The sequence below is a fragment of the Paenibacillus sp. FSL R7-0198 genome, from assembly GCF_038000415.1.
Taxonomy (GTDB): domain Bacteria; phylum Bacillota; class Bacilli; order Paenibacillales; family Paenibacillaceae; genus Paenibacillus.
In genome coordinates, this window is record NZ_JBBOCB010000001.1 from 1,092,065 (window position 1) to 1,105,989 (window position 13,925).

The window sequence follows — 13,925 nt, forward strand, 5'->3', positions numbered from 1 at the left end:
CTACTGGGGCCATGCAAAGCCAACAAGCTCTTCCACTTCGGCTCTGAAGCGGGCTGTCCATACATTCTGTTGACTTAACAGCATCATTATAGGTTGATGTGCATGTGGTTGCTGACGCATCTGTGTCGCAATGGGTACATAACGATCTTCACGACCTCGCAGCAGATTAAACAACAGCTCATGCGCAAGCGGCATCAGTCGCAGGGTATATGAACCTACTTGTGCTACTGGTGCATGTGGAGCAAGTACATGTTCAATCTCGATACGGTACCAACTTTTGCGAGCCCATATTTCGAAACCACCAACCAATTCCAGCGCACATTCACCCACCTGATAGTGGCTCAGCAGAGAAGCATACGGTCCTGTCTTGTCCACTGTAGGCTCGTCAAGCATTTCCCCCGGAGCGCTAAGGTGAAGTTCTTTAGCAGCAGCAACATCCGCATAGATATCAATATCTCTTGGAGCTTGTTGCAACTCCACCCCTTGAAGCAGCAACCCACAACTTCCTCCAAGTAACCATGTCTGTGGCTGTGTGTTCCAGGCTTTGGCCGTTTCCAGCAAAGCCGCGTGTAATTCCGGATAACGCTCTGTCCGACCCTCCGTATCATGCGGCCCCATAGGCTCACACTCCCCTCATCCGTGTTCATTGTGTCAGTTCTTATGATGTGCTTATGCGGATGTTATCTTTCAGGCATGGGAAATCAGGTCAGAGAAGCGATTCCACCGAAAAAGCCAATCAGCATAATCAAAAATGCAATTAGAGAAAGAATCCCCCGTACAATACCTTTTGTTTTGGCACGAGCAAACGTAATCAGGAATACAGATAATCCCATAATGAGGATGGCCACCAATGACAGCCACATCTTGTCCATTGCGCTCATAATCCAGCAGTCTCCCCTTCAGTCCGATATTCATCACTGACACTGTGACAATTGCAACCATTATAACACGAAATTCAGCTCAACTTTCCAAAAAAAAGACAAAAAAGCAAGCCGGCAGAAGCCGACTCGTCTTTTTGTCTTACTGGATCACCTGTACATGCAGGTGTGATCTATTATTTTTTCATCATCATTTTCATTAACGATTCCATACTGCTCGGATTCAATCCGCTTTTCTTGACCGCACTCACAATATCCTTAACCGTATCCTCAGATACCGGAACTTTCGCCATGGCGGATACTTGTTTGATCAATTGGCGCAACTGAGCTTCATTCTGAATCGTCGTTGGTTTCACCGTGCTTGCCAATTTCTTAACGGCACCTTCAGTTATCGTTTTACCCGTTTTCTTGTTGATTGCATTCAGTGCATCTTTGGAAATGTTGTTACCCATTCGTCTCCCCTCCTCCGGCAATACTCATGTGTATAGTATGAGTCTGCTACAGAAAAGGTGAATAAGCTTCTTATTTCACAAGGTACGTTTAGGCTGATTACAATCAGGAATGCCATTGCTCCCAGGTTTCAAGTTTCATGACTTCCATTTCAGTCTTCGGGTCACGTCCCATCAAGGCTTCAACCGCATCACGCGGCTGTCTCTCCTGGAATAAAACGTGATATAACTGATCCGCAATTGGCATTTGCACACCGTATTTTTGTGAGATGAAATAGGCAGCTTGCGTAGTTCGAATGCCTTCTACCACCATGCCCATGGACTTCAGTACATCATCCAGCTTCTGTCCCTGACCCAACATGGAACCTGCTCTCCAGTTCCGACTGTGCTGACTTGTAGCCGTTACAACCAGATCCCCGATGCCGGCAAGTCCCGAAAACGTTAGCGGATTTGCTCCCATCTCAACACCAATACGTGTGATCTCTGCCAGACCTCGTGTTAGCAAAGCGGCTTTGGCATTATCACCAAATTGAAGACCATCGGACATGCCTGCACCAAGAGCAATGATATTTTTGAATGCGCCTGCAAGCTCAACACCAATCATGTCCCGATTCGTGTAAACCCGGAAATAGGCATTCATAAACAAAGCTTGGGCAGACTCGGCAGATGCCTTATCCAGTGAAGCTACAACCACTGTCGTTGGACAACGCTTCACCACTTCTTCCGCATGGCTTGGGCCAGAAAGAACAACCACACGTCCTTCTTCACATTCAAGCTCTTCTGAAATGACTGTGGACATCCGTTTGAGGCTTTCTGTCTCAAAACCTTTGGTTGCATGAATGACTAACATCTCAGGCTTGTAATAAGCCTTAAGCTGGTTCGTAACTGCACGCATGGCTGATGAAGGCGCAACAATTAACACAGCTATAGCGCCTTCCACCGCAGCTTCCATATCAGTTGTTGCTTGGATCCGTGGTGAAAGCTCCGCATCCGGAAGATAGCGAGTATTGGTGTGCTTGTTATTGATTTCGTTAGCCTGGTCTTCACCACGTGTCCACATCATCACATCCAACTGATTGGCGGCGAGTACACTGGCCAGAGCTGTCCCCCAGCTTCCAGCGACCAGAACAGCAACTTTTTTAGACAACTCGTTTACCCCCTCCAGGGTTTTTCGATCCCAATTTATTTTCCTGTCCTTTGGCGAGCTTCGCAATATTGGTACGATGTCTCCAGAACGCAAACAGACAAATAATCAGACTCCCCCAGAAGATATTCATTGAATATCCGGGTAATACCAGGATAAAGATGGGTGTGAATGCTACAAAAATCAGAGACCCCAATGAAACATAGCGTGTCAATACAATAGACAGAATGGCGATCACCCCAGCACATAACGCAGGTAGGAAAGCAAGACTCACCAGAACACCAATGGCTGTGGCAATGCCTTTTCCTCCACGAAAATGGAAGTAAAGCGGCCAGTTATGTCCTGCAATGGCTGCTATACCACTGAGTGCAGGAATCCAGGCAGATCCGTCACTCAGCCAGATTCCTATCCATACAGCTGCAACACCCTTAAGTACATCAAGTAACAGAACAGCAATTGCCGGTCCTTTACCCAAAATACGCAACGTATTGGTAGCTCCCGCGTTTCCGCTTCCGTGCTGACGAATATCGATCCCCCGTATCGCTTTGGCAAGGAGGACACTAAAGCTGATCGAACCGAGTAAATAACTCAGTACAATCGCTGCGATTTGTAAAATCACACACTTCTCCCCTAACTTTCGTCGGACTTCTTCCGAGTAAATATGCGAATTGGTGTTCCTTCGAAATCAAACGCTGCACGGATTTTATTCTCCAGATAGCGCTCATATGAGAAGTGCATCAACTCAGGGTCGTTCACAAAAATAACCATGGTCGGCGGTTTAACTGCAACCTGAGTCACATAGTTAATTCTCATTCTCCGTCCTTTATCCGTTGGCGGAGGATTAATCGCAACCGCATCAGACACCACATCGTTAAGCAGATGTGTCTGCACACGTAACGAGTGTTGCTCTGCTACACGTTGCACAACCGGCAACAGTTTTTGTAAGCGTTGTTTTGTGAGGGCTGACAAGAATACAACCGGAGCATAAGTCATAAACAGGAAGTGATCCCGAATTTTTCTCTCAAACTCTTTCATCGTTTTGTCATGCTTCTCTACTACGTCCCATTTGTTCACAACAAACAATGACGCTTTACCAGCTTCGAATGCATATCCTGCAATATGCTTGTCCTGTTCAATAATGCCTTCTTCACCATTAATGACAATCAGAACAACATCTGCACGCTCAATCGCACGCATCGCACGCATTACACTGTATTTCTCAGTTGTTTCATATACTTTACCACGCTTACGCATACCTGCTGTATCAATCAGCACGTAACGTTGGCCGTCTTTTTCAAAAGGTGTATCAATTGCATCCCGGGTCGTTCCAGCCACGTCACTTACAATGACACGCTCTTCTCCCAGAATAGCGTTCACTAGTGAAGATTTACCCACATTAGGACGTCCGATCAGAGCTACACGAATAACATCTTCATCGTAAGTCTCTTCCTCAAGTTCTGGCAACTTCTCCACAATTGCATCAAGCAAATCACCTACACCTGTACCGTGACTACCGGATACGCCGATGGGATCACCGAAACCAAATCCATAAAACTCATAAATGAGCTCACTTCGTCCGATATTATCCACTTTGTTAACGGCTACAACAATAGGCTTGCCTGAGCGGTAGAGCATCTCTGCTACCTCTTCATCCGATTGCGTAATACCTGCTTTTGCATCACACATGAATACAATAACATCCGCTTCTTCAATAGCGAGCTCTGCTTGCATCCGAATCGATTTTAAAATTACATCTTCACCATCAATTTCGATACCACCTGTATCAATAATACTAAATGGTTTACCGTTCCATTCACCGATTCCATATATGCGGTCACGGGTAATGCCCGGCTTGTCTTCCACAATGGCCAGTCTGTCGCCGATGATCCGATTGAAAATGGTGGATTTACCCACGTTCGGTCGTCCGACAATTGCCACAACGGGTCTTGCCATACATTCCACTCCTCCTGTCCATACTTACGATACTCATCATAGCAAAAAAGATATGTCTTGGCTAACGTTTCATGCCAAATTACTCGCAATAAAAACAATCGGCGAACCCGCCTGGGGCTCGCCGATCTTGCTTTTGTTATTCAGCAAAATATGCAGTATATAACTTAGAACCATGCATTGTTAACTTATTTGAATTTGCTGAGTTTGTCACCAAACAGTTCGCCGAGCGTAGTGCTCATACCTTGATTGTTCAAGGAAACGTTTGGATTGTTGATTTCTTCACGCGGAGCGTTGTTTCTTGCAGGTCTTTCTGATTTTTGTGGTTGAGCTGGAGCTTCTTCTGTTTCTTTGATGCTCAAGCTTACACGTTGCTCAGAAGGGTTCATGTCCAAGATTTTAACTTGAACTTCCTGTCCTTCTTTCAGCACTTCATGTGGAGTGCCGATGTGTTTGTGGGAGATTTGCGAAATATGCACAAGTCCCTCAACACCAGGAGCGATTTCAACAAATGCACCGAAGTCAACCAGACGTTTTACAACACCTGTTACGATATCGCTGGAATTGAATTTTTCGCTTGCTGTTTCCCAAGGACCTGGTTGAACAGCTTTCATGCTCAGGCTGATTTTGCCTTTTTCAGGGTCAACTTTCAGCACTTTCACACTAACTTTGTCACCTTCAGACAGTACGTCGGATGGTTTTTCAACATGTGTCCAAGCCAGCTCGGATACGTGAACCAAACCGTCAACTCCGCCCACATCAACGAATGCACCGAATTGAGTCAAACGTTGTACTGTACCTTCGATCACTTGACCTTCTTGCAAACCAGCCATTACTGTAGCTTTGTTTGCTTCGAATTCTTGCTCCAGTACGTCTTTTTGGGAAAGGATCACTTTGTTGTTCTCACGGTCGATCTCTTTCACTTTAACACGCAGTGTGCGTCCTTTGTAGTCGCTGAAGTCTTCAACGAAATGGCGTTCAACCATGGAAGCCGGGATAAATCCACGTACGCCCACGTCTGCTACCAGACCGCCTTTAACAACATCACCTACAACAACTTCGAATACGTCTTGGTCTTCAAAATGCTTTTGCAATTGATCCCATGCGTTTTCGCTGTCGATTGCACGTTTGGACAGAACGAGTTTTTCTTTCTCGTCGTCGATGCTAAGAACTTTAGCTTCAACTTCTTGTCCAACTTCTACTGCGTCAGACGCGCTGTCAACATGTAATGAAGACAGTTCACGAATTGGAATGACACCGTCATATTTATATCCAATGCTCACATAGGCTTGGTTATCTTCCAATTTGACGATGGTTCCTTTTACGGTATCTCCTTTTTTCAAGGAAACGAATTGATCCAACTCATCTTGGGTTGCTTCTTGATTTTTCATTTCTTCCGACATGTCAAATACCCTCCTCAATTCAAAAACCCCATTATATTCAAACCTGCCTGTAGCAGAGTTCAAAACACTTTCATCACTGAGTGCTCAAGCTTTAGTCTCCCTCAAAAATATGGAAACATGCACTCAGCTACCGACGAAGCCACTACTTACTTGGCACGCCCGTTTGCACCATTTCGTTAATCTTGGACATAATCTTTTCAGTCGCCTTCTCCAGAGCTTCTCCAGATGGGTCTTCCTTGAACTCGTCCAAACTTACTGGTGCTCCATATACAACTTTCATCTTACGAAAAACTTTGTAGTTACCGATAATAGCAGTAGGAATAACTGTAGCGCCACTGCGGAGAGCAAAACTCGCTGCCCCTTTTTTGCCGATACCTCCATCATTGTGACGGCTTCCCGAGGGGAAGATTCCAAGCACTTGACCATCACGCAAAATATTGAGTGAGGTTTTGATGGATTCCTTGCTGACACCTCCACGTTTAACGGGGAAAGCGCCCACGGCTTTAATAATTCGGCCGAGTACCGGAATTTCAAACAATTCGCTTTTGGCCATGAAACGCACCTGACGGCGAATTTTGATACCAACGGTTGGAGGATCGAAGTTACTAATATGATTGGAACATAAAAGTACGCCGCCTTCTTTCGGAATATTCTCCCGTCCAACGGCCTCCAAGCGGAAAAGAATGGTATAAATGATCCGCAGTAATGTGCTGCAAAATGTGTAAATCATAGACCGATCTCTCCTCTGACCATTGTGCAATAAGATACGATTTTGTCAACCACTTCATGGATGTTCATTTCCGTTGTATCAAGGACGATAGCATCCTCAGCACAACGCAATGGGGAAATTTCCCGATTCTCATCCAATCTGTCACGGGTGGCAATGTCTCGCTCCAGCTGTTGCAACGTCAGTCCTTCAGAGGGGTCCAGTTCTTTAAAGCGGCGAAGTGCACGCTCTTCGACACTGGCAGTCATGAAGATTTTCACTTCCGCATCGGGCAATACTGTCGTTCCGATATCGCGTCCATCCATGACGACGCCCTTGCGCAAAGCCATTTGCCGCTGAGTATCCACTAATTGCGTACGCAGCCCCTCGATTTGCGCATATCGGGACACGATTCCCGTCACTTCACGGGAGCGGATTTCCGAGGTTACTTCTTCCCCATTACAGAACACTTTCTGTCCGTCGGGATCCGGTTGTAAATCAATGACCAGCTTTTGGGCTTCCTGAAGTACCTGTGTCACTTCTTCCGGCGCAATATCATTCCGAAGCATGTGCAAGGTTACCGCACGGTACATTGCGCCTGTGTCGACGTATACATACGCGAGCGCCTCTGCAACCAATCGGGCCACCGTGCTTTTCCCGGCACCGGCAGGTCCGTCAATTGCAACGTTCATTTTCCCGTTCTCTGATGTGTTCTGGCTTGCCAACGGGGCATTCCTCCTCAAACGATAAACCTCAATAAAAAAACAGGCATTGCCTGCATCGTGAAAATTATACCACACTCTACACATGGATGCAAAAACAGACAAATCAACGACGTTTGTAATCATTCATCGTTTGCACTTCAATTGGAGTTCCTTCCAGGCGGTCAATGGTGGTCAAATTCTTTTTGAAGCCGGGTACCAACAGCAGCAATTGATATACCACAAGCAGGATAAGAAGGGCTGTAATCAGAATCGTAACCTTTCGTTCCATTCGCCTGGAGAAAACATAATAAAGTCGTTCATATCTGCGGGTTGCATGACGATGATTCAAGGCAATACCTCCGTTTTTTTCATTACGGTACCCGCAGTTCCCTCTCTTTATGCCACAACATTCCTATTTCGTGCGATAGTCAAGTTGCCGTTCGAAACAAAACTTGATAATTTTTTGGCGCTCCGAATCTGAAATCTGCACAAATTTCAGCATGCACAGCTGTCTGCCGGTTTCCAGGGTTTTGATCCGCACTACTTCAGCTTCAAAATTCACATGTTCGATGGTTGAATTCCGGTAGGGAACCAGCAACCAGCATTTAAGTTTTTGACCTTCAGCTATTGAAAAACCTGTTTCGCCGTAGATGGACAATCCACCGCCACCAATATCTTCAGTCAATCCGACGGCACGGGTCAGATCTTCACTCTGGATGGCCAATTCGAGGTTTGCATGAACACGAAGAAAGCTGCGCCGTTGTATTTTGGATATATCGCTAGGTAGCGGTTTGCGGATACGGACAAGACGGACCACATCTTCCTCAAATCCCGTGACATAGGTATTAAAATAATGCCGGACCCCATCCTCCGTAATATATGAAATGGACAATTCCTCTCCGAAAAAGAGCCTTTTCAGACGGCTGGTTCCTTGTTGCATCGGGACCTCAATCAGAAAACCGCTGTCATCCATATCTGCAATGCGTGATTTGTACTCTTTGTGTTCCTCTTTTTCATCTGCAGAAGCAATCTGGATGTATAAAATTTCATTTATTTTAGGAAACAAGCTGTTCACCGCCACTTTATGTATTTATCTTCGTATGTACAAGGACTATTATACCATGACCTTTCTCACATTGAACAAGAAAAAAACAGACCACAATGTGGTCTGCCGCAGTTATTCGCTCAACTTCAAATTGAGATTATCCATCTTTTTATGAGGTTGCATTGACCGGTTTGATCTCTTCAACCGCTTCTTCTAATCCTGTATTCGCATTAATGTATATCCGGTAACGGGAACCGTTAATTTTCCCTCCGAATTCATAACACAATACTTCTTTGCTGTAATCATTCTCAATCAGGGATTTGCGAACATAATTTTCTTCGAACTCCGAATTAAGCTTTTTGCGCGCCTGTTGCTCTGTAAGAGTTGCTTTCGGAATTTTGCGCTTGTCATTATGTTCGTAGACAAAGTCACTCGCCTGGAAGCCGGTAACTTCGCCTGTATCCAAACCTACACGAACTGACATTTTCTCGGGATAGATCAACGTGTCCCCTTGCTTGCGCACATAAGTAAGGTTACCCAGGTTACCATATTCATCGTAGTTTACAGCCTTCATATCCTTATAACCTTTGTTCATTAGAAATTGATCTGCTTTAGCCATGGCATTCTGACGAGATACTTTTTTGGTTCCGATTGGACGCGTATCACTGTAAGAGATCAGCATTCCGCCATTACGCGTGAAATCCATCATCAGTTTGCCATTCTTGGCATGATCAATCGTGGCAGTATACGACTCCCAGTCTGTCCCTTTACCGTTCTCCTGCACTTGGATTTTGCTACTATCCGCATCAGAGAATTTTGCAGCCTTGCTCTGAATCTGTTCTTTGGTCACCGGCAAGCCGTCCAGTTTCTTGACTGATCGTTTGGCATAGATATTGGATACGGAAGGACCCCAATCAAGCTCCGGGTATTCCTGTACCTTTTTGTTCACCGTACGAAATCCATCAACGATCGTATTGTCCATGGTTTGCTCTTGCGTTGCCATGGCAGTCTCCGCATCCATCCAGCGCAATCGGTCCGTCAGGACTTTCTGCTGCACATCCTGCAGATTCTTGGTAATCTCGGATGAATTCTGATACAGCTTTTTCAGGTTGCCCATTTCCTTCTCACTTAGTGGTTCGTTCGTCAAGTCACGCATCGACGCCCGGTAGGCAAAGTTGGAAATACGTGAGAGAAACTCCTCTGTCTCGTTAAATGGCAGCATGGTGAGTGGCAGTTGGTTGATCTCATTCTGCGCTTCACTGGTGAGTCGCCATACATTCATCAGACCTTTGCGATGCATCCCCTGTGAAGTAGAGTGAACCGCCAAGGTGTTACCAATCTCCGAATGCAATTTGTCCATATGAAAAGATAAATCGTGAAAGGCACGCTGATATTGGTTCTCTGCCTTGATCAGAATTGCATTCTTCTCCTGATTCTCCTGATAGCCCCACACGAGCGCACCGACCAGCAGAACCGCAAATATCGGAAACATAACTGAACTTAATCGTTTATACATCGGTAGAGTCTCCTTTCTTCTAAACCACTACCTCTATTGTGGATCGAAGAAAGATCTCTTATGCATGCGATTTCCAGTCCTTACACAAGCAGGCTGCTAAAGTATCGTTTGGGTTCTCCTTTTAATTGAGCTGGACCCCAGTTGCCATGCCCTCTTCTTCAATTTCGAACTGATCTCTGTTATCACAAAGGCACTGCTTGAATCCCGTCTCAATCCGGCCCCGCTCTTTCTTGCCTCGTAATGTAAATCGTTCACCGCATTGTTTGCATCTGATTTTAATTTTAATTCTCATCACAACGATCTCCGTTTCTGTTGGTCATTCCCCGGGAGTTTATCCGTAAAAATAAAAACACACCGGAGCCATAGGCGCAATATGCGCTTTATGTCCACCAGTGTGTCCGTATTTTTATAATTTAACCTCTTCCTCCCGCTTCACAAAACGAAAAGGAGAACGGTTATTAGCTCGTGTGATTTTACCCATTGCCCCATACCACAGGCCCGCCATTAGCGGCGCTATAAACCACAACCAATGATTCACCATGGTGTTCATGATGACATCGTACAATGCATGCCAGAAAAAAGGTAACACCAGAGAAAGAACCAGGTACCACCGCTTTTTCTTACCACCGATAAACTTAGCTTTCCCCATGTAATAACCCATGATTACCGCGAACATAGCGTGCCCTGAAACAGGGAGCAGTGCCCGAAGGAACATGGCTGAGACGGATGCATTCCCCGCAAAGGCATACAACACATTCTCAACAGTGGCAAATCCAAGTGAAACAGCAACTGCATATAAGATCCCATCATACGGTTCATCAAATTCGGTGTGATTATAGATGATATGATAAAGTACGAACCATTTGACGAATTCTTCCACACCACCTGAGATCAGAATGGCCTCAAGATAAGGATTATCCCCGAGCCACATCATCATGCCACGCTGAATGATCATCACAGGCAGTACCATCAGAATCCCCATGAGGAAAACCCGCAATACCATATGAAGTGGCTCGTAATCATAACGGTCTTTCAGGTAAAAGTATGTTAACAAGGCGAGACCCGGAGCAACTGCTGCCGCTAAGACCGAAAACAAAAGCACCGAAATTCCCTCCTCTGACTAAAGACGCGATTACAACTAGAGATTAATCCTGGCGTTTGAAGTGGGTGCAGATAACATCAATCGCTTGTGCAGGAATAACAACCTTACCATACTCTTCCATAACTGCCGGAGTCATTGAGGAGCCTTCACCAAATTCAGCAAGCAAAGCAATCAATGCCGCATGTTTGGTGGAATCTACCTCATCTGGCTCAAAATGCAAGAACCACTTGTCTTTATAAGAATAAAGTCTCCCAGCATCCGTAACATGCTGACGCAACATATGTGCAGCTTCAATGAGCACTTCAAAGTCCTTGAATGCATAAACGATGGAATCGCTTTGCTCGAGTGTAACTTCCATTTCATATACTTCTTCAGGAAGATCATCTTCATGACCTGAACCATATTGTTGCGGATCATATTTTCCACGTGTGACAATGACAACCATCCCTTGAGCGGGAAGTGCGAATACTTCGACAGCAAGTGGACCTGTGGCATCAAATCCAAGTTCGGAATAGGCCTGGTCCATCATTTCAGTGAACAGTTCATGAACCTTAGGTATTTCCTGCCACATATCTTCTTTTTGTATTCCGCGCTCGCTCAGATCGTCAAAGGTCAGGAAAATCCGTATCTTATCGTGACTTAGTCGTTCTATTTTCATACAGGATCTCCCCTTTATAAGCAAGTCTTATAACAGATTATGAAGCACAAAACAATATGTGCTGAAAATAAATCTATGTAGTTATGTTATCATTTTATACCTCTAAATGCACGAAGTAAAATCGACAAAAAAAGAATCATTCCACAGCCAATCCAGACTGTGGATGATTCTAATTGGAGGTTTTGGTTTATAAACCCGGTACTGTTGTGTTTGTTTGACTTAAAATTTGCTCAACTTCATGCTTCACATCGGGATTGGTGCGAATAAAATCTTTGAGCATGCTCATATTCGCTTCTTTTTCCTGCGGTGTAATTGCTCTTGCGGTCTTTGCTGCCGGATTTTTGTGGGATTCACCATGTTGATTTTGCTTGCTTGTGAACCCGTCCATACCCGGGAAAGTCATTTCCATCATCTTATGTTTTGCCTGATCCATCATATTTCTTGATGAACCCGATGACATCATGGGCAATTTGCCTTTGGACAGCCATGAACTGGCTGCAACACCAATGACAAGACCCCAAAAAAAGGATGACGTCTTCATTACACCAACCTCCTTCAAGTGTTAAAATCATGTTTAGTGTTTGCGGGAGTGAGCGATCTCATTCCGTATAAATACAGGAAAGCGAGTTGAAATCATGTTCAGACATACCGCCGCATTGATCATTGCTGCAAGTTTGCTGTTGTCAGCTTGTGGGACAGCGGAAGAAAAAACATCTGATAATTCCGCACCAGCGGGCGAATCGACTACCACGGTTCAAGAAGAGCAAGGTAACTCTAACCCAACTGAAACAGAAGAACCCGGAACTGGTGTGCCCGAGCCTTCAACGGAAGATTCAACTGCGACAGAAGAAGAACCTGAATCTTCGGAGAAGGTTTCTACAGAAGAGAAAGTGGAAAAGACGTATCATATGAATGAAAATTATTATATTAAACCAAACGATGAAGCGAGCCCAAACAAAGTGGTCTTGTTAACTTTTGATGATGGACCCAAAGAAGAAAAAATGATTACTTCACTGATCGACACTTTAGATAAACATAACGCTAAAGCGATATTTTTCGTCAATGGATATCGGGTAAAAAGCCATCCGGAATTGCTCAAACTCATACATGAACGGGGTCAGATTGTAGGCAATCATGCCTGGGATCACGAGGATCTCCAAAAAATGTCCAACGCTGAGGCGGCAAAACAGGTTACAGATGTCCAAAAAATAGTGAAGGATACCATTGGTGAGGAACCGCAATTCTTCCGTCCACCTTTTGGTTCGGGAAATGATGCACTGAAGGCTGCTGTGAAGAAAAATGGCATGTTGTATATGACTTGGTCTAATGGTTCGCTCGATTGGGATAAAAGCACCAAAGACAAACCGGAAAAAGTCATTCAAAATGTATTGGACCAGTTAAATCCCGGAAGCAATATTTTGATGCACGAGTTGCCATGGACGGTTGAAGCATTGGATGAGTTGCTGACCAAGCTCGAAAAGAAAGGTTATTCCTTTGTTGATCCCCGTGCAATTGAATTGGAAGCTCGTTAAATTGTAATTTTGCACATTAAAATAAAACAGCCTTGATCCAATGGATCAAGGCTGTTTCTCTGTGAGTGCTTTTTCCGCGGGCACTCTTAACGTGATGATATGCATCTCCGCAGGACAACCTAGTCGGAGAGGAAGATGATTTGTACCGTATCCTCTGCTAACAAGCATTTTGCCTTCTTGGTGAACGTCCTCCGGACTTCGCTTCAGGGAGTACCACCCGTTCGATACGGGACGATACGCTTTGCTCAGGAACAAAGGTCCGAAAAATGGTAAAACCAATTGTCCGCCATGTGTATGACCGCTTAAAATAAGATCTGCATTTTCTTCCAAGCGAAGGGCCTGCAAAGGATCATGAACGATAGCAATTTTGCAAAAACGGTTACCGATCTGCTGTAGTAATACATCGCCCTGTTTGGAACGATAGTCTATGCCGATCAGGCTCAATCTGTCGTTGCCCCTTTGTAGATATTCCACATCATCCTGAAGGAGCTTAACGTCCGATTCCCGAAGGATTCGCGCAAGTTGAGCGGTACCTGCCCTCTTGTCATGGTTGCCATACACCGTAAATGAAGGAGCAATGTTCGATAAAATTTTCATGTTATGTCTAACCAAAGACCATGAGATTCCTTTTTCCGCAACATCCCCGCCGATGAGAACCCAGTCCACCTTGTTTTTAACGTTTTCCAGATCCTTCTGCTTCAGTTTGCGCTTGTGCGTGTCGGATACATACAAAATCATAGCCCCGTCAAAGGATGTTGGCAGATGAGGTACTTCAACCTCTTCTTCAATCATTTGATGAATATGGGCTTCACGCCACATATGAAAAAGTAGTAAAACT

At 45.0% G+C, this 13,925-nt stretch carries 18 protein-coding genes; 1 reads left to right on the forward strand and 17 read right to left on the reverse strand.

What is annotated here, in order from left to right:
* The 16 genes from MKY87_RS04540 to MKY87_RS04615 all read right to left on the reverse strand — a co-directional run bounded on the left by MKY87_RS04540 (window position 1) and on the right by MKY87_RS04615 (window position 12,096).
* Window positions 1-618 (reverse strand): hypothetical protein, encoded by a 618-nt coding sequence (locus MKY87_RS04540; RefSeq protein ID WP_340963137.1) that lies wholly within the window; start codon window positions 616-618, stop codon window positions 1-3.
* An 83-nt stretch (window positions 619-701) separates the two neighbouring features.
* Entirely contained in the window at window positions 702-881 is a 180-nt protein-coding gene (locus MKY87_RS04545; protein ID WP_017687688.1) for a DUF2768 family protein, read from the reverse strand.
* 173 nt (window positions 882-1,054) lie between these two features.
* Window positions 1,055-1,330: a stage VI sporulation protein F gene (locus MKY87_RS04550; protein WP_017687687.1), complete on the reverse strand. Its 276-nt coding sequence runs from the start codon at window positions 1,328-1,330 to the stop codon at window positions 1,055-1,057.
* A 103-nt stretch (window positions 1,331-1,433) separates the two neighbouring features.
* A complete protein-coding gene (locus MKY87_RS04555) occupies window positions 1,434-2,474 on the reverse strand; it encodes an NAD(P)H-dependent glycerol-3-phosphate dehydrogenase (RefSeq protein WP_036607707.1) in 1,041 nt (346 codons plus the stop codon).
* Window positions 2,467-3,090, reverse strand: coding sequence for a glycerol-3-phosphate 1-O-acyltransferase PlsY (plsY, locus tag MKY87_RS04560; protein WP_076209908.1), 624 nt, complete (start codon window positions 3,088-3,090; stop codon window positions 2,467-2,469). The genes MKY87_RS04555 and plsY overlap by 8 nt, the downstream gene beginning before the upstream one ends.
* A gap of 11 nt (window positions 3,091-3,101) precedes the next feature.
* Entirely contained in the window at window positions 3,102-4,424 is a 1,323-nt protein-coding gene (gene der / locus MKY87_RS04565; RefSeq protein ID WP_076209907.1) for a ribosome biogenesis GTPase Der, read from the reverse strand.
* A gap of 185 nt (window positions 4,425-4,609) precedes the next feature.
* The gene (rpsA, locus tag MKY87_RS04570; RefSeq protein ID WP_062835205.1) at window positions 4,610-5,824 is read right to left on the reverse strand and encodes a 30S ribosomal protein S1; all 1,215 of its coding nucleotides are present in this window, start codon (window positions 5,822-5,824) and stop codon (window positions 4,610-4,612) included.
* Window positions 5,825-5,966: 142 nt separating this feature from the next.
* Window positions 5,967-6,554, reverse strand: coding sequence for a lysophospholipid acyltransferase family protein (locus MKY87_RS04575; protein WP_091018056.1), 588 nt, complete (start codon window positions 6,552-6,554; stop codon window positions 5,967-5,969).
* The gene (gene cmk, locus MKY87_RS04580; protein WP_315936052.1) at window positions 6,551-7,255 is read right to left on the reverse strand and encodes a (d)CMP kinase; all 705 of its coding nucleotides are present in this window, start codon (window positions 7,253-7,255) and stop codon (window positions 6,551-6,553) included. The genes MKY87_RS04575 and cmk overlap by 4 nt, the downstream gene beginning before the upstream one ends.
* 103 nt (window positions 7,256-7,358) lie before the next feature.
* Window positions 7,359-7,583, reverse strand: a complete 225-nt coding sequence (locus MKY87_RS04585) for a hypothetical protein (RefSeq protein WP_340963139.1) — start codon at window positions 7,581-7,583, stop codon at window positions 7,359-7,361.
* A gap of 63 nt (window positions 7,584-7,646) precedes the next feature.
* Complete coding sequence (locus tag MKY87_RS04590) at window positions 7,647-8,300, reverse strand: flagellar brake protein (protein WP_338587610.1); 654 nt, start codon at window positions 8,298-8,300, stop codon at window positions 7,647-7,649.
* A gap of 148 nt (window positions 8,301-8,448) precedes the next feature.
* Window positions 8,449-9,795: a germination protein YpeB gene (gene ypeB, locus MKY87_RS04595; protein WP_339782974.1), complete on the reverse strand. Its 1,347-nt coding sequence runs from the start codon at window positions 9,793-9,795 to the stop codon at window positions 8,449-8,451.
* 121 nt (window positions 9,796-9,916) lie between these two features.
* Entirely contained in the window at window positions 9,917-10,087 is a 171-nt protein-coding gene (locus MKY87_RS04600) for a hypothetical protein (protein WP_167350887.1), read from the reverse strand.
* 114 nt (window positions 10,088-10,201) lie between these two features.
* Window positions 10,202-10,897 (reverse strand): glutamic-type intramembrane protease PrsW, encoded by a 696-nt coding sequence (gene prsW / locus MKY87_RS04605; protein WP_062835211.1) that lies wholly within the window; start codon window positions 10,895-10,897, stop codon window positions 10,202-10,204.
* A gap of 43 nt (window positions 10,898-10,940) precedes the next feature.
* Window positions 10,941-11,555 carry a genetic competence negative regulator gene (locus MKY87_RS04610; RefSeq protein ID WP_338587613.1) on the reverse strand — a complete coding sequence of 205 codons (615 nt, stop codon included), beginning with the start codon at window positions 11,553-11,555 and terminating at the stop codon, window positions 10,941-10,943.
* Between the two features lie 187 nt (window positions 11,556-11,742).
* Window positions 11,743-12,096, reverse strand: a complete 354-nt coding sequence (locus MKY87_RS04615) for a hypothetical protein (protein ID WP_338587614.1) — start codon at window positions 12,094-12,096, stop codon at window positions 11,743-11,745.
* Between the two features lie 94 nt (window positions 12,097-12,190).
* On the opposite strand from MKY87_RS04615, the gene MKY87_RS04620 reads away from it, so the two are divergent.
* Complete coding sequence (locus tag MKY87_RS04620; protein ID WP_339782970.1) at window positions 12,191-13,087, forward strand: polysaccharide deacetylase family protein; 897 nt, start codon at window positions 12,191-12,193, stop codon at window positions 13,085-13,087.
* Between the two features lie 45 nt (window positions 13,088-13,132).
* On the opposite strand, the gene MKY87_RS04625 is transcribed toward MKY87_RS04620, so the two are convergent.
* Window positions 13,133-13,906, reverse strand: a complete 774-nt coding sequence (locus tag MKY87_RS04625; protein WP_340963142.1) for a metallophosphoesterase — start codon at window positions 13,904-13,906, stop codon at window positions 13,133-13,135.
* Window positions 13,907-13,925 lie beyond the last annotated feature (19 nt).